Genomic DNA, 16,532 nt, shown 5'->3' with positions numbered 1-16,532 from the left:
CCTCGCGTCAACGGAGTGGGATGGCCGGCTCGGCAGGGGGAGCGTGGTGCCGGCGCTGCAGGAGCAACAGGATCGCGAGCACGCCCTCGTGCTGCATCCAGATCGGGGTGTCGCCGTTGGGCCAGGCCCACAGGCCCGCGGCGCGCCAGTAGTGCTGCCACGTCGCATCGACGGCGGCGTCGATGGCGGTACGGCTCGTGGGGCGGTGACGGAGCAGTGCCTGGGCGACCAGGGCGCCGGTGAAGTGCCGGATCTCGAGGTCCCCGTACTCGGGGTCCTCGGGCGACGGCTCGAGGTTCTCGCGGACCGGGTAGTAGAAGTCCTGTTGGCCGGCGAGCCAGGTCGTGGCCTCGTCGAGCGCACTTCCGACCTCGGTGGCCTCCTCCTCGCCGCCGCAGTCGCAGTAGGTCCGGAGCGCGATGACGGCCCGAGCGGTGTGGGCGGGTGAGGACTGCGGGGTGATGCCGGACCGGGTGGCTCGCTTCTCCGGCCAGGCCCCGTTCTCCAGGCGTGTGCCCAGCAGCGCGTGCACCGCTCGTTTCGTCAGGTCGGCGTCCGTCCGCAGCGGGGCGAGGCTCCGGAGGACCTCGGAGGTCACGTGGACCTGCCCCAATGACCGCGCCGTCGTCTGTCGGTCGAGGATCGGGACGAGACGATCGAGGTCCAGGGGTCCCCCGATCCGTGCGAGCGCGTCCATCACCAGTGCCGTCACCTCGGGGCGACCGCGGAAGCCCCGGGCGCCCCAGCCGCCGCTGCTGTCCTCCATCGCGGCGAGCGACCTGCCCAGCCGCCCGAGGTCGACGAAGGGGGTGTCGACGATGGTGAGCAGGCGGATTCCGGTCGCGGTGCTGAGCGGACTCGCCGGCCGCTGCCCGAAGTCCCGACGCCACCCCACGGGGTGGCCGTCGTCGTCCCGGGCCATCTCGTCGACGAGAGTGCGACCGACCCGTCGGAAGACCTCGTACGCCGACGGCGTCGTCGGTTCCGGCGTGGCAGCGACCGTGGACGGCTGAGGGTCGACGACGCGAGCGAGCTCGCCGTCGGACCGCAGCAGGTCGTCGAGGGCGGCGATGTTGCGCTCGGACGGCAGATATCGACCGCTCTCCCACTGCGTGAAGGTGGGGCGTCGGACGGACAACGCATCCGCCACGGCCTGCTGGGTCATGCCGGAGGCGAGACGGAGCCGCCGCAGCGCGCGCGCGAACTCCTCGGCCAGCTCCGGGCCACCCCGCGTCACGATGTCACCTACCTCAGGTAGGCCGCTGAACCGATCACGCCGCGCACCTTAGTGACATCGGCCGGTGAAGTGGGGGACTTGAGGCCGGACGGGGGCCGATTTCCCCCTGTGTGGCGGGCAGCTGCCGGCCGAAGTGGCAGCTTCGGCACGGTAGGTAGCGTTATCAAAAGGTAGGGAACAAAGTAGGTGACAGAGTAGGTGCCAATGTTCACCATGAACTGACATCGCTGCACGAGCCTTGGGGGGCCGGCATGTCGCACCGGATCGATGCTCTCACCTCCACCGCACCGCGGGGTGCGCCGTGAAGCGCCCGGACCCGGGCGACTGGGAAGACCGCCCGCACCCCCGGGAGTCCTCGGCGCCGTGGTGGGTCGCCCTGCGGCACCGCACCGTTGCCGGCCTCGCCGCGGCGGCCGCGAGCATCCCGGCCGGCGTGTGGCTCGCCACCGGCTCCCTGGAGGACGTGGCCGTGGTGACCGCCGTCGTCCTGGCGAGCACCAGCGTGCCCGAGGTGCGCGATCTCGTCGTGGACCAGGCGTGGCGCCTGGTCCTGGAGCGTCGGCTCCGGGCCGCGCTGCTGGCGCTCCGCATCACCGACCCGAGGGGCCGCGTGCCGCACGTGCTGCGCAGCGCGGCCCGCTCGCGCGGCGTGGTGGTCCGGCTCTGGCTACCGGTCGGGGTCGAGTTCCGTCACCTCGCGGACCGTCGCCACCGCCTGGCCGAACTCTGCTTCGTCGACGACGTGCACGTCGAGCGACGTCCCGGCAGCCCGTCGGTCGCCGAGATCGTCCTGGTGCGCCGGGCGCTGGGCCGGCGGACCTGAGCGTGGCGCGCCGCTGACACCGGACGTCAGCGGAGTGCCACGGCTGACAGCGCGCGTGGGACACCACGTGACGAACGACCCGATGGATGCGTAGCTTCCGCATCCATGCGCGACGACGTGGAGGCCGTCTCCGGCGACCTCGTGGAACTCAGGCGGCGTCTGCACCGTGCCCCGGAGCTGGGGCTGCAGCTGCCGCGCACGCAGGAGACGGTCCTGGAGGCGCTCGACGGCCTGCCGCTGGAGATCACGACCGGCACGTCCACCACGAGCGTCACCGCGGTCCTCCGTGGCGCGAGCCGCGACCGGGCCGTGCTGCTGCGCGGCGACATGGACGCCCTCCCCGTCGACGAGCAGAGCGGCGAACCGTTCACCAGCGAGGTCCCCGGCGCGATGCACGCGTGCGGCCACGACCTGCACACCGCGATGCTCGTCGGGGCCGCCCGGGTGCTGAGCGCCCACCGCGACTCGCTGCAGGGCGACGTCGTGTTCATGTTCCAGCCGGGGGAGGAGGGCTGGGACGGCGCGTCCTCCATGGTCGACGAGGGGGTCCTCGACGCGGCCGGTCCCCGTGTGTCCAGCGCCTACGGCCTCCACGTCATGGCGTCGACCTACACCCCGCGGACCCTGAACACCCGCCCCGGCACGGTGATGGCCGCGCGTGCCACCGTCGGGGTCACGGTGCACGGGGCCGGGGGGCACGGCTCGTCGCCGTTCCGGACCCGCGATCCCATCTCGGCGCTCGCCGAGGTCATCTCGGGGCTCCACGCCATGGTCACCCGCCGCTTCGACGTGTTCGACCCCGTCGTCCTCACCGTCGGCCGGATCGAAGGCGGGACGAAGAGCAACATCATCCCCGACTCCGCGTTCTTCGAGGCGACCGTCCGCACCTTCTCGGCCGTGGCCCGCGAGCGGATGCTCGAGCTCCTGCCGCAGGTGTGCCGGGACATCGCGCGGGCCCACGGCTGCGAGGCGGAGGTCGTCGTCGCCGGCGAGTACCCGGCCACGGTCAACGACGGCGCCGAGGCCGCCTTCGCCGCGGAGGTCGCGAGCGAGCTGCTCGGGCCGGACCGGGTGGTCGGGATGGCCCACCCCGAGGCGGGCGCGGAGGACTTCTCCCGGGTGCTCGACGCGGTGCCCGGAGCGTTCTGCCTGCTCGGCGCCGCGGTCGGGGACCCGAAGCGGACCCCGTCCAACCACAGCCCGCGGGCCGTGTTCGACGAGGCGGTCATGACCGACGGCGTGCTGCTGCACGCCGAACTCGCCCGCCGTGCGCTCGCGCGCGGACCGGTCGCGGGAGCGCCGTCGTGAAGCCGACCTGCTACGTCCTGCTCGGACTCATCACCCTCGGGCTGCTGCTCAGCCCGCTGCTGCCCTTCGTCAACACCCCGACCCTGTGGTTCGGGCTCCCGGCGATCATGGTGTGGATGAGCGTGCTCGTCCTGCTCATCACCCCGGTCCTCGCCGCGCTCGAGTTCACGCGCCCGGAGGACGACGCATGAGCACCGTCCTGGTGGTCACCGGCATCGGCATCGTGGTGATCGCCGCGGTCGGGTTCGCGGGGCGGCGGGGGGCGATCTCCGACGTCTCGGACTGGGCGGTCGGGGGCCGACGCTTCGGCGCGTGGACCATGTGGTTCCTCCAGGCCGGCGAGGTCTTCACGACCTTCACGTTCCTCGGCATGGCCGGACTGGCGTTCGCCGGCGGCGCGGCCGCCCTCTACGCCCTGCCCTACGTCCCGCTGGCCTACGCGGGCCTGTACTTCCTCGGCCCGGTCGTGTGGCGCCGGGCCAGGGAACGGGGTCAGGTCACGCAGGCCGACTTCCTCGCCGACTTCTTCGGCTCCCGCGCGTTCGGCACGCTCGTCGCGGTCCTGGGCGTGCTCTTCCTGCTGCCCTACCTGCAGCTGCAGATCACCGGCCTCGGGCTCGCCGTGCAGCTCGCCACCGGCGCCAAGGCGAACGGCACCGTGAGCATGGTCGTCGCGTTCGTGCTCACCGTGGCCTTCGTGCTGTGGGCCGGTATCCGGGGCGTCGCGACGACGTCCTACCTCAAGGACGCGCTCATGCTCGTCGTGCTCGTCGTCCTGCTGGTGGTGATCCCGGCCGAGGTCAACGGCGGCATCGGGGCGACCTTCGAGCGGGTGCTCGCCGACGCCCCGCGCATGCTCACGATCCACGCCGGGGAGTACGACGCCGGGTACTTCATCTCCTCGACCGTCGCCTCGACCATCGGGGTGCTCTTCCTGACGCTCCCGCACATGTGGCCCGCCCTGCTCTCCGCCGGGTCGGAGCGCGCCGTCCGCCGCAACTACGCCTTCCTGCCCGTCTACTCCGTCTGCATCGTCATCCCGATGATCATCGGGTTCGTCGCGCTCACCACGCTGCCCCCGACGACGAGCAGCAACGGCGCCCTCCTCGCCCTCGCCGCACAGGCCTTCCCGCCGTGGTTCGTCGGCGTGGTGGTCGTGGCGACGGCGGCGACCGCCATGGTCCCGGCCGCCGGTCTCATCATCGGGATGTCCTCTCTGGTCGCCCGCAACGTGGTGCGCACGACGACGCCGCGGGCCGAGACCCGGGTGAACCAGGCCTCGGTGGTCGGGCTGACGGCCCTCGCCCTCGTGCTGGCGATCGTGCGGCCCGACCTGCTCGCCAACCTCCTGCTGCTGACCTACTCGGGTCTCGACCAGCTCGTCCCCGCGCTCGTCCTCGCCCTCTTCGCGCGCCGGTGGGTGGGCCTGCGCCCGGTGGTGGCGGGGCTCGCGGTGGGGGAGGTCGTGGTGGTGGCGCTGACGTTCGGGCCCTACTCGGGCACGGTCAACGAGGGTCTGATCGCGCTCGTGCCCAACCTCGTCGTCGTCGGGATCGGCGCCCTGCTCGAGCGCCGCGCCCGGCGGCCCGTCCCGCAGGAGGTCGCCCCGTGAGGTTGCTGCTGCACGGCGGGACGGTGCTCGACGGCACTGGCGCCCCGGCCGGGCGCGCCGACGTCGTCGTCGAGGACGGCAGGATTCTCGACGTCGGGTCGGGTCTCGACGGCGACGAGGCACTCGACTGCGCCGGGGCCACGATCACGCCGGGCTTCGTCGACGCCCACGTCCACGTGACCAGCTCCGGGGTCGACCTCATGGCGCGGCTCGCCACGCCGTTCAGCTACCAGTTCTTCGCGGCGGCGCGGAACCTCACCGCGACGCTGCGGGCGGGGGTCACGACGGTGCGGGACGCGGGCGGCGCGGACGCCGGGGTGCGCCGCGCGGTCGAGGACGGGCTCGTCGAGGGACCGCGGATGCGCATCGCGGTGACGATCCTCGGGCAGACCGGCGGCCACTCCGACGGTTGGCTGCCCTCCGGGCACTGCGTCCCGCTCTCGCTGCCGCACCCGGGACGGCCCGACGGGGTGTGCGACGGCATCGACGGCGTCCGGCGGAAGGTCCGCGAGGTGCTGCGGGCCGGCGCGGACGTGGTGAAGATCTGCTCGACGGGCGGGGTGCTCTCGCCCGGCGACGATCCCGAGCACACCCAGTTCTCGCCGGAGGAGATCGCGGTCGTGGTCGCCGAGGCCGCCGCGCAGGGGCGCGAGGTGATGTCGCACGCGCAGGGCGCGCTCGGGGTGAAGAACGCGGTGCGGGCCGGGGTCCGCTCGATCGAGCACGGCATCTTCCTCGACGACGAGGCGATCGCCCTGATGCTCGAGCACGACACCGTGCTCGTACCGACGCTCGTCGCGCCCCGGGCCGTGCTCGAGGCCGCCGAGCAGGGGGCGCGGCTCCCCGCGGAGGTCGTCGCCAAGGCGGCGGCCGTCGTCGACGTGCACGTCGACTCGATCCGACGGGCGGTCGACGCGGGCGTGCGGATCGCCATGGGCACGGACTCGGGCGTCGGACCGCACGGCCGGAACCTCGAGGAGCTGCCGCTCATGGCGGCGTGCGGGATGGCGCCGGAGGCGGTCGTGGCCGCGTCGACCTCGGCCGGCGCCCGCCTGCTGGGCCTCGGCGACGAGACCGGCCGGGTGGCCCCCGGCCTCGCCGCGGACCTCTGTGTGCTCGACGGGTCGCTCACCCGCGGGGCCGGGCTGGACGACCTCTCCGCCCGGCTGCGCGCGGTGTTCCGCGCCGGCCGGGCGGTGGCCGTCACCTGATCAGTGCTTCTTGCCCCCGCCGCCGAAGCGCTTGAACAGATCCTGCGCCTTCTGGCGGTTCTTCGGGTCCGAGGCGTAGCGCTTCGCCTGGTCGGTGTACTTGCGGCCCTGCGGGCTCTTGAGGAACTCCGAGACCTTGCTGAACAGACCGGGCACGGTGATCTCCTACCGGGAATCCGTTGTGTCCACATCAGCGTACGGCCCCCAAGTTACCCGCCAGTAGCTCCCTACTACCTACTCACGAGTAACATGAGAGGGGTACGCCACGTCGCTCTCGGGGCGAGGACGTGGGACAGTCGGGTCAGAGGCGTTGTTACCCGTCGGTAGCCACCAGGCTCCCGGGGAGCCGTCTGCACGTGAGCACAGGAGGTCACGGAACAACCATGAACATCGTGGTTCTGATCAAGCAGGTGCCCGACACCTGGTCGGAGCGGAAGCTCTCCGACGGCGACAAGACCCTCGACCGCGCGTCGTCCGACGCGGTGCTGGACGAGATCAACGAGCGCGCCGTCGAGGAGGCGCTCAAGATCAAGGAGGCCGGCGACGCCGAGGTCACCATCCTCACCGCCGGGCCCGACCGCGCCACCGACGCCATCCGCAAGGCCCTCTCCATGGGCGCGGACAAGGCCGTGCACGTGAACGACGACGCGATCCACGGATCGGACGCGGTCGCCACCGCCAAGGTCCTCGCGAAGGCGATCGGCACCGTCGGCGACGTCGACCTGGTGCTGGCCGGCAACGAGGCCACCGACGGCCGCAGCGGCGCGATGGCCGGCATGCTCGGCGAGCTCCTGGGCTGGCCCTCGCTGACCCACGCCAACGAGCTCTCCGTCGAGAACGGCACGGCGAAGGCCAAGCGCGAGACCGACGAGGGCACCTGCGACCTCGAGGCCGCCCTGCCCGCCGTCGTGAGCGTCGGCGAGAAGATCAACGAGCCGCGCTACCCCTCGTTCAAGGGGATCATGGCGGCCAAGAAGAAGCCGGTCAGCACCCTCGGGATCTCCGACCTGGGGCTCGACGCCTCCGAGGTCGGGCTCGCCGGTTCGCTCGTGCAGGTCGACTCCTTCGCCCCGCGGCCCCCGAAGTCGGGTGGCCAGAAGGTCGAGGACGAGGGCGACGGCGGCGCGAAGATCGCCGAGTTCCTCGTCGGCCAGAAGCTCATCTGAGCTGCCGTCCACGAGCACACGAGGAGAACCGAGATGGCTGAGGTACTGGTCCTCGTCGATCACGTCGACGGTGAGATCAAGAAGAACACCTACGAGATGCTGAACGCGGCGCGCCGCATCGGCGAGCCCTCCGCCGTCGTCGTCGGGACCCCCGGCACGACGTCGAAGCTCGCCGACGGCCTGGCCGCCCACGGCGCCGAGAAGATCTACGTCGCCGAGTCGGACGACGTGGTCAACTACCTGTCGACCCCGCAGGTCGACGTGCTGGCCGCCCTGGTCGAGCGGGTCTCCCCGCCGGCCGTGCTGATCCCGGCGGGCGCCGACGGCCGGGAGGTCGCGGGCCGCCTGGCCGTGCGCACCAACTCGGGCTGGCTGAACGACCTGGTCGACATCGACGGCGAGCGCGCGGGGACGCACTCGATCTTCGGTGGCGCCTTCACCGTGCAGTCGCACGTCACCACCGACACCGCGATCGTCTCGTGGCGCTCGGGCTCGCTCGAGGTCGAGGAGCAGTCGGGCGCCGGCACGCAGGAGACCGTCGAGGTCCCGGCCACCGACGCGTCGAAGTCGGCGAAGGTGTCCAACCGGGCGCCGATCGTCGGTGGCGACCGTCCCGAGCTCACCGAGGCGTCCGTCGTCGTCGCCGGTGGCCGCGGGGTCGGCTCGGCCGACAACTTCAACGTCGTCGAGGTCCTCGCGGACTCGCTGCACGCCGCCGTGGGTGCCTCCCGGGCCGCGGTCGACTCCGGCTACTACCCGAACCAGTTCCAGGTCGGGCAGACCGGCAAGACCGTGTCGCCGCAGCTCTACGTCGCGCTCGGCATCTCCGGCGCGATCCAGCACCGCGCCGGCATGCAGACCTCGAAGACGATCGTCGCGGTCAACAAGGACCCCGAGGCCCCGATCTTCGAGATCGCCGACTTCGGCATCGTGGGCGACCTGTTCTCGGTCGCGCCGCAGCTGACCGAGGAGGTCGGCAAGCGGGGCTGACCCGACCCCGCAGTGCCCACGTGAGGGGAACCCCCGGCCGCTCCGGCGGCCCGGGGGTTCCCCTCACGCATGTCCGGGGCAGGTCTCGGCACCCTCCCCGGGTGTCCGGCGGTACATCGGCGGGTGCGCACGCCACGAGGGGGATTACGCTCGTGGGACGATGACGTACCTCGACCACGCGGCCACCACGCCGATGCTGTCCGTGGCCGTCGCCGCCTACACCGAGGCGCTCGGCCGCGTCGGCAACCCCTCCTCGCTCCACACGGCGGGTCGCCGCGCCCGCCGGGACGTCGAGGAGGCGCGCGAGACGATCGCCGACGCCGTCGGTGCCCTGCCCACGGAGGTCGTCCTCTCGACCGGTGGCACCGAGGGCGACAACCTCGCCGTGAAGGGCCTCTACTGGGCCCGCCGCGCCCAGGACGCCCGCCGCACCCGGGTCGTCGTGTCGGCCGTGGAGCACCACGCCGTCCTCGACGCCGCGGAGTGGCTCGCCTCCCACGAGGGCGCGACGCTCGTCGTCCTCCCGGTGGACGCCGTCGGACGGGTGACCCCCGAGGCGCTGCGCGCGGAGCTCGCGGCCCACGGCGACGAGACCGCGCTGGTCAGCCTCATGTGGGCGAACAACGAGGTCGGCACGGTCAACGACGTGCGGGCCCTGGCCGAGGTGGCCCACGAGTTCGGGGTGCCGCTGCACACCGACGCCGTGCAGGCCGTCGGGTCGCTCCCGGTCGACTTCGCCGCCTCCGGCGCGGACGCGCTCTCGCTGACCGGGCACAAGCTGGGCGGGCCCGTCGGCGTCGGCGCGCTGCTGCTGCGCCGGGACGCCACCTGCGTGCCGCTGCTGCACGGCGGCGGCCAGGAGCGGGACGTCCGCTCGGGCACGCTCGACGTCGCGGGCACGGTGGCGCTCGCGGCCGCCGTCCGCGCGGCCGTCGACGCGATGCCGCGCCGGGTCGTCGAGCTCGCCGCGCTGCGCGACGACCTCGTGGCGCGCCTGATCGAGGTCGTCCCGGACGCCACGCTGAACGGCGTGCCGCTCGACGCGCCCGCGGTGGGGGGTGGCCCCGCCCGGCTCGCGGGCAACGCCCACCTGTCCTTCCCGGGCTGCGAGGGCGACAGCCTGCTCATGCTCCTCGACGCGCACGAGATCGAGTGCTCCACCGGCTCCGCCTGCACCGCCGGGGTGGCCCGTCCCTCGCACGTGCTGCTCGCGATGGGCGTGGACGAGGCCGCGGCCCGCGGGTCGCTGCGCTTCTCGCTCGGGCACTCGTCGACGGCGGCCGACGTCGACGCCGCGGTCGCGGCCATCGGACCCGTCGTCGAGCGCGCCCGGGGCGCCCTGGCCCGGGCCGGCGGCGAGCGGGTGGGGACCTGATGGGCGGCCCGGCCACCCCGTCCGGCTCCGCTCCGCTGCGCGTCCTCGCCGCCATGAGCGGCGGGGTCGACTCCGCCGTCGCAGCCGCGCGGGCGAGGGAGGCCGGGCACGACGTCGTCGGCGTGCACCTGGCGCTGTCCGCGAAGCCCGCCACGATGCGGGAGGGCGCACGCGGCTGCTGCTCGATCGAGGACTCGCGAGACGCCCGCCGCTGCGCCGACGTGCTCGACATCCCGTTCTACGTGTGGGATATGGCCGACCGGTTCCGCGAGGACGTGATCGAGCCGTTCGTCGCCGAGTACGCGGCCGGCCGCACCCCGAACCCCTGCCTGCGCTGCAACGAGAAGATCAAGTTCTCGGCGGTCCTCGACCGGGCCCGGGCCCTCGGCTTCGACGCCGTCGCGACGGGGCACTACGCCCGGCTGCACGACGGGGAGCTGCGGCGGGCCGCCGACCCCGACAAGGACCAGTCCTACGTCCTCGGCGTGCTCACCGCCGACCAGCTCGCGCACGCGATGTTCCCCCTGGGCGACTCGCTCAAGTCCGAGGTGCGCGCCGAGGCGGCCGCCCGTGGGCTCGTCGTCGCCGAGAAGCCCGACAGCCACGACATCTGCTTCATCCCCTCCGGTGACACGCAGGGGTTCCTGTCCTCGCACGTGCCGGACGCGCCGGGGGAGCTGGTCGACGCGGTGTCGGGGACGGTCCTCGGGTCGCACGGCGGCGTCCAGAACTTCACGGTCGGCCAGCGGCACGGCCTCGGCCTGTCCCGACCGGCCCCCGACGGCAGCCCCCGCTACGTGCTCGGCATCGAGCCGGTGTCCCGCCAGGTGCGGGTGGGCCCGGCCGAGTCGCTCGACGTGTGGCGGCTGGGCACGGAGGCGCCGGTCTGGCACGGGGGAGCGGGACGCTTCGACGACGTCACGGTGCAGGTCCGCGCCCACGGCGGGCTCGCACCGGCCTCGGTGGAGGTCCACGACGACGGGCTCGCGGTCACCCTGCGCTCCCCGCTGCGCGGGGTGGCCCCGGGGCAGGCGGTCGTGGTCTACGAGGGCGACCGGGTGCTGGGCTCGGCCACCATCGACGCCACGTCCTGACGGCGGGTCGGGCCCGCCCGGCCGCGCCGACCCGGCGTCGGGACCGGATGACCCTATGATCAGCGGCCATGGGCTTCGAGGCCGAGAACATCCGCGACTGGCTGGGCAAGAAGGTCGTCGACCCGAGCGGGTCGAAGATCGGTGACCTCGAGGCGGTGTACTACGACACCGCCACCGACGAGCCCGCCTTCGTCACCGTGACGACCGGGATGTTCTCCGGCAAGCGGCTGGTGTTCGTCCCGCTGCACGGGGCGACGGTGCACCCGGACCACGTGAAGGTCACGGTCGACAAGGACCTCGCCAAGGACGCCCCGTCGATCGACACCGACGGCGAGCTGCCCGCCTCCGACGAGCCCGCGATCTTCGAGCACTACGGCATCCCGGCCGCGCCCGGTACGGGTCGGCGGCTGGCGCGGCGCTGACCGGCGAGTCCGTCGACGAGGTCGCCGGCGAACCTCGCGCGGTCCTGCGCGAGGCGCTGGCGAGCGTCCGGACCCGTCGTCGGGACGACGGGGACCTCGAGCTGACCGGCGACATCGCCCCGGAGCTCGCCGAGGCGTTGCTCCGGGCGATGGCACGGGTCTCCGACGAGCTCCGCGAGGACGACGTGCGCCGCGGCGAGGAGCCCCGCAGTGGAGGGCGACTGCAGGCCGACGCCTTCCTGGCCCTCCTGCTGCGGGTCACCGATCAGCCCTGACGGGCCTTCCACTTCGGGTTCAGCTTGTTGATCACCAGGACCTTGCCGTGGCGGCGCACCACGGACGAGCCCGGCTTCTGCTTCAACGCCTTCAGGGACGCGCGAACCTTCATGATCCTCACCAACTCGACTTCGTGACGCCGGGCAGGTAGCCGGCGTGGGCGTACTGGCGGAGCCGGACGCGCGACAGACCGAACGCCCGCAGGTGTCCGCGCGGGCGCCCGTCGACGGCGTCCCGGTTGCGCACCCGGGTGGCGCTCGCGTCCCGCGGCTGACGGGCCAGCTCGGCGACGGCGGCCGTGCGGGCCTCGTCGGACGACGACGGGTGCCGGACGATCTCCTTGAACTCGGCCCGGCGGGCGGCGAAGCGGGCCACGGTGGCCTTGCGTCGCTCGTTGGCCGCGATCTTGCTGCGCTTCGCCATCAGATCTTCTCCCCGGCGGCCCGCAGCCGGGCCACGATCGACTCGATGCCGTCCCGGTCGACCGTCCTGATCCCCTTGGCCGAGAGCCGCAGGCGCACCCACCGGTTCTCCGAGGAGAGCCAGTAGCGCTTGGACTGCACGTTGACCTCGAACCAGCGGTTCGTCCGCCGGTGCGAGTGGGAGACGTTCTTCCCGGCGGACGGCGTCCGCCCCGTCACCTGGCACGTCCGCGACATCAGCGCGCCGTGGACGTGTAGGGGAGCAGCGCCATCTCGCGGGCCGTCTTGATCGCGGTCGCGACCTGGCGCTGCTGCTGGCCGGTCAGCCCCGTGACGCGCCGGGACCGGATCTTGCCGCGGTCGGAGACGAAGGTCCGCAGGAGCGCGGTGTCCTTCCAGTCCACCGTGTCGATCCCGCGCGCGTGCAACGGGTTGGCCTTCTTCTTCGGAGGCCGCCCCACACGGGCCGCCCGGCCGGCCATCAGCGCTCCTCGCGGAAGTCGACGTGCGTGCGGACCCGCGGGTCGTACTTGCGCAGCACGAGCCGGTCGGGGTCGTTCCGCCGGTTCTTGCGGGTGACGTAGGTCGTCCCGGTGCCGGCCGTGGACCGCATCTTGACGATCGGTCGGATCTCGTTGCGAGCCATCACTCCTCCTCCGTGTTGGTATCGATTATCATTAACACTAACCGACCGAGGAGGATTCCCCGATGCCCGACCCGTTGGTGATCGTCTGCGGGGTCGACCGCGACGCCGTGCTCGCCACCGGCGAGGCGGTGGCGACGGCGGACCCGCGCACCGTGCTCGTGGCCCACGACCTGCGGAGACTGGGCGAGGGCGTCGTGACCCGCGCGGTCCGCCGGGACGGCCGCTGGAGCGTCACCGCGCTCGAGCTCGCCCACGGCTGCATCTCCTGCACGCTGCGCGAGGACCTGCTGCCGCTGCTCCTCGCGCTCGCCGCCGATCCCGACGTCGGGCGGGTGGTCCTGCTGCTCGACCCGGGGATGGAGCCGGAGCCGGTCTGCGAGGCCCTCGCCCACGTCGTTCCGGACGGCGGGGAGGGTCCGGTGACGGACGTCCTCGGCCTCGTCGGGGTGGTCGCCGTGCTCGACGGTCCGACCTGGCTCGACGACGCGGGCTCCGACGAGGCGCTGGCCGACCGCGGCCTGGCCCTGACCGAGGACGACGACCGCACGGTCGCACAGATCGTCGTGGGTCACGCGGAGTTCGCGGACGTCCTCGTCGTGGTCGGTGCCCCCGACCCGTGGGAGCGGGTGCGTCGCGACGCCGTGCTGGCGCGGTTGGCCCCGCAGGCCCGCCGCCTCGACGTGGTGTCGGCGGCCGCGGGCGTCCCCGACGTGACGCCGGTGCTCGCGGAGCTCCACCCGGACGCCCGCCGCGGCGTCCCCGACGACCCGCACGGCCCGCTGCTGCGCGGGCAGCCGCCCCTCGCGCGGGACGTCGGGGTGTCGCTCCTGCACGTCGGGCTGCGCCGACCCTTCCACCCGGAACGTCTGCACGAGGCGTTCGACGTGCTGCTCACCGGCACCGTGCGGGTGCGCGGCCGGGTCTGGGTGGCGTCGCGGCCGGAGCACGCGCTGTGGATCGAGTCGGCCGGCGGCGGGCTGCAGATCGGGATGGCCGGGCGATGGCTCGCGGACTCCCTGGCCTGGGACGACGTCGACGAGCTGCGCCGCGCCTCGGCCTCGCTGCGGTGGGACGACCGCTGGGGCGACCGGGAGCAGCAGCTCGTGGTGCTCGTGCACGACGCCGAGCCCGCCGAGATCGTCGCCGCCCTCGACCTCGCGCTGCTCACCGACTCCGAGATCGCCGCGGGCGAGGACGTCTGGCGCACCTACGCCGACCCGTTCGGCATCAGTCACACCGATCCGTGCGACGAGCTGGAGGGCCCCGTGGTCCCCGTCGAGAACCGAGGAGAGCAGACGTGAAGGACATCCACCCGACCTACGGCCCCGTCGTCGTGCGCGACCAGACGAGCGGCGAGATGTTCCTGACCCGCTCGACCGTCGTCGGCACGCGCACGCTCCCCACGATCACCTGGACCGACGGCGAGACCTACCCGGTGCTCGACGTCGAGATCTCCTCGTCGTCGCACCCGGTCTGGACCGGCACCGCCCGCCCGGTCGAGCGGGGCGGGCAGATCGAGAAGTTCAACAAGCGGTACGGGAGACGGAGCGGAGCGGAGCTCGACCCAGGCAGCGGGCGCAGCCGGTGAACGGCGTGACGGTGGTCGCGTGCGGGGTCGAGGCCTGCCCGCACGCGGCCGCCTCCCCGCACGACTGCGACGACGAGCTCCGCGCGGCGATCCGGGCGACCCCGCACGGGGTGCTCGTGCGGTCGGGCTGCCTGCAGGGCTGCTCCACGGCGACCTCCTCGGCGGGTGCGACCGTGCTGGTGCAGCCCTGCGACGTCCACCGTCGGCCGACCGGCCCGGCGCTGGTGGTGGGCCCGCTCCACGAGCCGGCCGACGTGGCCGAGTGCTGCGCCTGGCTGCGGGCGGGCGCACCCGCGCCGGCCCCGTCGCACCTGGTGTGCGGGGTGCTCGCGGGTTAGGCGTGCGGTGCCCCGGTCTGCCTCGTCGAGTCCTCGCCGAACCGCCACGGCTGCCCGGTCGACTCGAGCACCGCCATCCACAGGTCGCCGTGCGGGTCGACCTGGTTGCGACGGCTGACGGCGAGGCTCATCGGGATGTGCACGAACCGGCGCCGGACGCGGCCGACCACCATCGCGGTGCGCCCGGACATCGCCGCGTGCACCGCGGCGTGCGAGAGCCGCACGGTGTAGACGCTGTCGTAGGGGTTCGCCGGAACGCTGCGGATGAGGTAGCTCGGATCGACGTAGCGGACCGAGGTCTCCGTCCCCGCCGTCGCGAAGTGGCTCTCGATCTGCTCCTTGAGCCACGGGCCGACGTCGGCGAGCTTCTGGTTGCCGGAGGCGTCCGTCCGGCCGATCGGATCGAGCAGGTCCTGCCCCGCGCCCTCGGCGACGACGACCACCGCGTGGCCGCGCGTCTGCACCCGGCGTCGCAGGTGCTCGAGCAGCCCGGTCTCGCCGTCGAGCTCGAAGGGCACCTCGGGGATGAGCACCGCGTCCGCGTCGGAGCGGACGAGGGAGGCGTAGCAGGCGATGAAGCCGGAGTGGCGGCCCATGAGCTTGACCAGGCCGATCCCGCCCGGTGTCGACTTCGCCTCCACCGTCACCGAGCGGATCGCCTCGCTCGCCTCGGCGAAGGCGGTCTGGAAGCCGAAGCTCTGGTCGATGAACGGGATGTCGTTGTCGATCGTCTTCGGGATGCCGACGACCGCGATGCGCAGCCCGCGTTCGCGGATCACCCCGGCGATGTCCATCGCACCCCGCATGGTGCCGTCGCCGCCGATCACGAACAGCACGTTGAGGTGCATCTGCTCGAGGCAGTCGACGATCTCCTCGGGGTCCTGCGGCCCGCGCGAGGTCCCGAGGAACGTGCCGCCGTCCACCGGGACGTCCCGGACCGACTCCGGCGTCAGCTCGACGACGTCGTGGCCGTAGGCGGAGACGAACCCGCGGTAGCCGTTGCGGAACCCGACGACCCGCCGGACCCCGTAGTGGTAGGTCAGCGTGCGGACGAGGCCCGCGACGACGTCGTTCAGGCCCGGGCACAGTCCGCCGCAGGTCACGATGCCCGCGCGGGTCTTCGACGGATCGAAGTAGATCTGGCGCCGTGGGCCGCAGGGCTCGAGGCCCGGCAGGTCCTCCACCGCCGTCCCGCGGGCCGCGATCCCGGCCGCGGTGTCGTCGAGGAGCACCCGGTCGCCGGAGTCGACGTAGTGCTCGGTCGTGCCCCGGCTGGCGTCGAGCAGGGGCGAGAGCGGCGAGGTGATGCGGCCCGGGCCGAGCGTCTCGATGAGCAGGTCGTCGGCCTTGATGTCGCCCGCGAGCCCCGCGTCGTCCCCCGCTGTCGCCGTCACTGGTCCTCCGGTCGTGTCGGCCCGTCCTCCGTCACGACGAGGTCGGCGTGTGGACGGGTGGCCTCGATCAGACGAGCGTTGGGCTCGTCGACGGCCTCGACCCACGCGACGGCACCGTCGCGGGTCTTGCCGAACCGTACGTGGCGCTCGACCAGGCGCTCGTGCCGCAGGACCTCGTCGGTCTCGTGGAACCACACCTCGTCGAAGCGGGCACGCACGGCCCGCCACGCCGGGTCGTCGACGAGGAGGTAGTTCCCCTCGCTGACGACCAGGCGGCACGAGGAGGGTACCGGGATCGATCCAGCGATGGGTTGCTCGATCTCGCGGTCGAAGGCGGGGGCGTAGACCGTTCCCGACGGCGGGTGGCGCAGCCGGGCGAGCAGGGCGGCGTAGCCGCCGGCGTCGAAGGTGTCCGGCGCGCCCTTGCGGTCGCGGCGGCCGAGCCGGTCGAGCTCGACGTCGGCGAGGTGGAAGCCGTCCATCGGCACGTGCACGGCCTCCGGCCCGAGCGCCTCGACCAGGGCGAGCGCGAGCGTCGTCTTGCCTGCTCCGGGTGCTCCGGCGATGCCGAGCAGGGCCCGGCGGTCGTCGCGCATCAGCTGCCGTGCCCGCGCCGCGAGCTCGTCGACG

The 16,532-nt window shown here is 73.2% G+C and carries 23 protein-coding genes; 14 read left to right on the top strand and 9 right to left on the bottom strand.

Going from position 1 to position 16,532, the window contains the following annotated elements; translation table 11 throughout:
- Positions 1 to 7: 7 nt before the first annotated feature.
- A complete protein-coding gene (locus tag BJ983_RS14045) occupies positions 8 to 1,237 on the bottom strand; it encodes a helix-turn-helix domain-containing protein (protein WP_179794342.1) in 1,230 nt (409 codons plus the stop codon).
- Between the two features lie 301 nt (positions 1,238 to 1,538).
- Between BJ983_RS14045 and BJ983_RS14040 the strand changes: the two genes are divergently transcribed.
- From BJ983_RS14040 to BJ983_RS14020, 5 genes are all read left to right on the top strand, one after another.
- Positions 1,539 to 2,060: a hypothetical protein gene (locus tag BJ983_RS14040; protein ID WP_179794341.1), complete on the top strand. Its 522-nt coding sequence runs from the start codon at positions 1,539 to 1,541 to the stop codon at positions 2,058 to 2,060.
- 105 nt (positions 2,061 to 2,165) lie between these two features.
- On the top strand, positions 2,166 to 3,368 hold the full coding sequence (locus tag BJ983_RS14035; RefSeq protein WP_179794340.1) for a M20 metallopeptidase family protein: 1,203 nt from the start codon (positions 2,166 to 2,168) through the stop codon (positions 3,366 to 3,368).
- The gene (locus BJ983_RS14030) at positions 3,365 to 3,559 is read left to right on the top strand and encodes a hypothetical protein (protein ID WP_179794339.1); all 195 of its coding nucleotides are present in this window, start codon (positions 3,365 to 3,367) and stop codon (positions 3,557 to 3,559) included. The genes BJ983_RS14035 and BJ983_RS14030 overlap by 4 nt, the downstream gene beginning before the upstream one ends.
- Positions 3,556 to 4,980 carry a sodium:solute symporter family protein gene (locus BJ983_RS14025; RefSeq protein ID WP_179794338.1) on the top strand — a complete coding sequence of 475 codons (1,425 nt, stop codon included), beginning with the start codon at positions 3,556 to 3,558 and terminating at the stop codon, positions 4,978 to 4,980. Before BJ983_RS14030 ends, BJ983_RS14025 begins: the two co-directional genes overlap by 4 nt.
- The gene (locus BJ983_RS14020) at positions 4,977 to 6,191 is read left to right on the top strand and encodes a metal-dependent hydrolase family protein (protein ID WP_343054144.1); all 1,215 of its coding nucleotides are present in this window, start codon (positions 4,977 to 4,979) and stop codon (positions 6,189 to 6,191) included. The genes BJ983_RS14025 and BJ983_RS14020 overlap by 4 nt, the downstream gene beginning before the upstream one ends.
- Here BJ983_RS14020 and BJ983_RS14015 read toward each other — a convergent pair whose 3' ends face one another.
- Positions 6,192 to 6,347 (bottom strand): hypothetical protein, encoded by a 156-nt coding sequence (locus tag BJ983_RS14015; RefSeq protein ID WP_179794337.1) that lies wholly within the window; start codon positions 6,345 to 6,347, stop codon positions 6,192 to 6,194.
- A 227-nt stretch (positions 6,348 to 6,574) separates the two neighbouring features.
- On the opposite strand from BJ983_RS14015, the gene BJ983_RS14010 reads away from it, so the two are divergent.
- The 6 genes from BJ983_RS14010 to BJ983_RS31660 all read left to right on the top strand — a co-directional run bounded on the left by BJ983_RS14010 (position 6,575) and on the right by BJ983_RS31660 (position 11,513).
- A complete protein-coding gene (locus BJ983_RS14010) occupies positions 6,575 to 7,357 on the top strand; it encodes an electron transfer flavoprotein subunit beta/FixA family protein (protein ID WP_179794336.1) in 783 nt (260 codons plus the stop codon).
- A gap of 33 nt (positions 7,358 to 7,390) precedes the next feature.
- Positions 7,391 to 8,347, top strand: a complete 957-nt coding sequence (locus tag BJ983_RS14005) for an electron transfer flavoprotein subunit alpha/FixB family protein (protein ID WP_179794335.1) — start codon at positions 7,391 to 7,393, stop codon at positions 8,345 to 8,347.
- Positions 8,348 to 8,507: 160 nt separating this feature from the next.
- Positions 8,508 to 9,722 (top strand): cysteine desulfurase family protein, encoded by a 1,215-nt coding sequence (locus BJ983_RS14000; protein ID WP_179794334.1) that lies wholly within the window; start codon positions 8,508 to 8,510, stop codon positions 9,720 to 9,722.
- Between the two features lie 35 nt (positions 9,723 to 9,757).
- Positions 9,758 to 10,816 (top strand): tRNA 2-thiouridine(34) synthase MnmA, encoded by a 1,059-nt coding sequence (gene mnmA, locus BJ983_RS13995; RefSeq protein WP_179797812.1) that lies wholly within the window; start codon positions 9,758 to 9,760, stop codon positions 10,814 to 10,816.
- Between the two features lie 68 nt (positions 10,817 to 10,884).
- Positions 10,885 to 11,238, top strand: a complete 354-nt coding sequence (locus BJ983_RS13990; RefSeq protein ID WP_179794333.1) for a PRC-barrel domain-containing protein — start codon at positions 10,885 to 10,887, stop codon at positions 11,236 to 11,238.
- Between the two features lie 149 nt (positions 11,239 to 11,387).
- The gene (locus BJ983_RS31660; protein ID WP_281376278.1) at positions 11,388 to 11,513 is read left to right on the top strand and encodes a hypothetical protein; all 126 of its coding nucleotides are present in this window, start codon (positions 11,388 to 11,390) and stop codon (positions 11,511 to 11,513) included.
- Here BJ983_RS31660 and ykgO read toward each other — a convergent pair.
- The 5 genes from ykgO to rpmG are packed head-to-tail and all read right to left on the bottom strand — an operon-like array spanning position 11,504 to position 12,582.
- Positions 11,504 to 11,626 carry a type B 50S ribosomal protein L36 gene (gene ykgO, locus BJ983_RS13980; RefSeq protein ID WP_018334958.1) on the bottom strand — a complete coding sequence of 41 codons (123 nt, stop codon included), beginning with the start codon at positions 11,624 to 11,626 and terminating at the stop codon, positions 11,504 to 11,506. The two genes, BJ983_RS31660 and ykgO, sit on opposite strands and share 10 nt — an antisense overlap.
- 5 nt (positions 11,627 to 11,631) lie before the next feature.
- Positions 11,632 to 11,937, bottom strand: a complete 306-nt coding sequence (gene rpsN / locus BJ983_RS13975) for a 30S ribosomal protein S14 (RefSeq protein ID WP_179794332.1) — start codon at positions 11,935 to 11,937, stop codon at positions 11,632 to 11,634.
- Positions 11,937 to 12,173 carry a 50S ribosomal protein L28 gene (rpmB, locus tag BJ983_RS13970; protein ID WP_179794331.1) on the bottom strand — a complete coding sequence of 79 codons (237 nt, stop codon included), beginning with the start codon at positions 12,171 to 12,173 and terminating at the stop codon, positions 11,937 to 11,939. The genes rpsN and rpmB overlap by 1 nt, the downstream gene beginning before the upstream one ends.
- Complete coding sequence (gene rpsR / locus BJ983_RS13965; protein WP_179794330.1) at positions 12,173 to 12,418, bottom strand: 30S ribosomal protein S18; 246 nt, start codon at positions 12,416 to 12,418, stop codon at positions 12,173 to 12,175. The genes rpmB and rpsR overlap by 1 nt, the downstream gene beginning before the upstream one ends.
- On the bottom strand, positions 12,418 to 12,582 hold the full coding sequence (gene rpmG / locus BJ983_RS13960) for a 50S ribosomal protein L33 (RefSeq protein ID WP_179794329.1): 165 nt from the start codon (positions 12,580 to 12,582) through the stop codon (positions 12,418 to 12,420). Before rpmG ends, rpsR begins: the two co-directional genes overlap by 1 nt.
- 62 nt (positions 12,583 to 12,644) lie before the next feature.
- Here rpmG and mrf point away from each other — a divergent pair, with 62 nt between their 5' ends.
- Genes mrf through BJ983_RS13945 form a run of 3 tightly spaced genes read left to right on the top strand, consistent with a single transcriptional unit; the run spans position 12,645 to position 14,508 of the window.
- Positions 12,645 to 13,883: a ribosome hibernation factor-recruiting GTPase MRF gene (mrf, locus tag BJ983_RS13955; protein WP_179794328.1), complete on the top strand. Its 1,239-nt coding sequence runs from the start codon at positions 12,645 to 12,647 to the stop codon at positions 13,881 to 13,883.
- Positions 13,880 to 14,170: a type B 50S ribosomal protein L31 gene (locus tag BJ983_RS30860; RefSeq protein ID WP_179794327.1), complete on the top strand. Its 291-nt coding sequence runs from the start codon at positions 13,880 to 13,882 to the stop codon at positions 14,168 to 14,170. Before mrf ends, BJ983_RS30860 begins: the two co-directional genes overlap by 4 nt.
- Positions 14,171 to 14,175: 5 nt before the next feature.
- The gene (locus BJ983_RS13945; RefSeq protein ID WP_179794326.1) at positions 14,176 to 14,508 is read left to right on the top strand and encodes a hypothetical protein; all 333 of its coding nucleotides are present in this window, start codon (positions 14,176 to 14,178) and stop codon (positions 14,506 to 14,508) included.
- Here the strand turns inward: BJ983_RS13945 and BJ983_RS13940 are convergent.
- Both BJ983_RS13940 and BJ983_RS13935 read right to left on the bottom strand, forming a co-directional pair.
- Positions 14,505 to 15,902 carry an ATP-dependent 6-phosphofructokinase gene (locus BJ983_RS13940; protein ID WP_179794325.1) on the bottom strand — a complete coding sequence of 466 codons (1,398 nt, stop codon included), beginning with the start codon at positions 15,900 to 15,902 and terminating at the stop codon, positions 14,505 to 14,507. The genes BJ983_RS13945 and BJ983_RS13940 overlap by 4 nt on opposite strands.
- Positions 15,899 to 16,498: a nucleoside/nucleotide kinase family protein gene (locus BJ983_RS13935; RefSeq protein ID WP_218891133.1), complete on the bottom strand. Its 600-nt coding sequence runs from the start codon at positions 16,496 to 16,498 to the stop codon at positions 15,899 to 15,901. Before BJ983_RS13935 ends, BJ983_RS13940 begins: the two co-directional genes overlap by 4 nt.
- Positions 16,499 to 16,532: the final 34 nt, after the last annotated feature.

The organism is Actinomycetospora corticicola (assembly GCF_013409505.1).
In the GTDB taxonomy this organism is placed as follows: Bacteria; Actinomycetota; Actinomycetes; order Mycobacteriales; family Pseudonocardiaceae; genus Actinomycetospora; species Actinomycetospora corticicola.
Note: the sequence above shows the minus strand (reverse complement) of the source record. Positions and strands in the feature narration are given on the sequence as shown.

Coding starts and splice junctions, on each gene's coding strand:
- BJ983_RS14035 (WP_179794340.1), top strand. CDS start 2,166: ATGCGCGACGACGTGGAGGCCGTCTCCGGCGACCTCGTGGAACTCAGG.
- BJ983_RS14025 (WP_179794338.1), top strand. CDS start 3,556: ATGAGCACCGTCCTGGTGGTCACCGGCATCGGCATCGTGGTGATCGCC.
- BJ983_RS14010 (WP_179794336.1), top strand. CDS start 6,575: ATGAACATCGTGGTTCTGATCAAGCAGGTGCCCGACACCTGGTCGGAG.
- BJ983_RS14005 (WP_179794335.1), top strand. CDS start 7,391: ATGGCTGAGGTACTGGTCCTCGTCGATCACGTCGACGGTGAGATCAAG.
- BJ983_RS14000 (WP_179794334.1), top strand. CDS start 8,508: ATGACGTACCTCGACCACGCGGCCACCACGCCGATGCTGTCCGTGGCC.
- BJ983_RS13990 (WP_179794333.1), top strand. CDS start 10,885: ATGGGCTTCGAGGCCGAGAACATCCGCGACTGGCTGGGCAAGAAGGTC.
- BJ983_RS31660 (WP_281376278.1), top strand. CDS start 11,388: ATGGCACGGGTCTCCGACGAGCTCCGCGAGGACGACGTGCGCCGCGGC.
- ykgO (WP_018334958.1), bottom strand. CDS start 11,626: ATGAAGGTTCGCGCGTCCCTGAAGGCGTTGAAGCAGAAGCCGGGCTCG.
- rpsN (WP_179794332.1), bottom strand. CDS start 11,937: ATGGCGAAGCGCAGCAAGATCGCGGCCAACGAGCGACGCAAGGCCACC.
- rpmB (WP_179794331.1), bottom strand. CDS start 12,173: ATGTCGCGGACGTGCCAGGTGACGGGGCGGACGCCGTCCGCCGGGAAG.
- rpsR (WP_179794330.1), bottom strand. CDS start 12,418: ATGGCCGGCCGGGCGGCCCGTGTGGGGCGGCCTCCGAAGAAGAAGGCC.
- rpmG (WP_179794329.1), bottom strand. CDS start 12,582: ATGGCTCGCAACGAGATCCGACCGATCGTCAAGATGCGGTCCACGGCC.
- mrf (WP_179794328.1), top strand. CDS start 12,645: ATGCCCGACCCGTTGGTGATCGTCTGCGGGGTCGACCGCGACGCCGTG.
- BJ983_RS13935 (WP_218891133.1), bottom strand. CDS start 16,498: ATGCGCGACGACCGCCGGGCCCTGCTCGGCATCGCCGGAGCACCCGGA.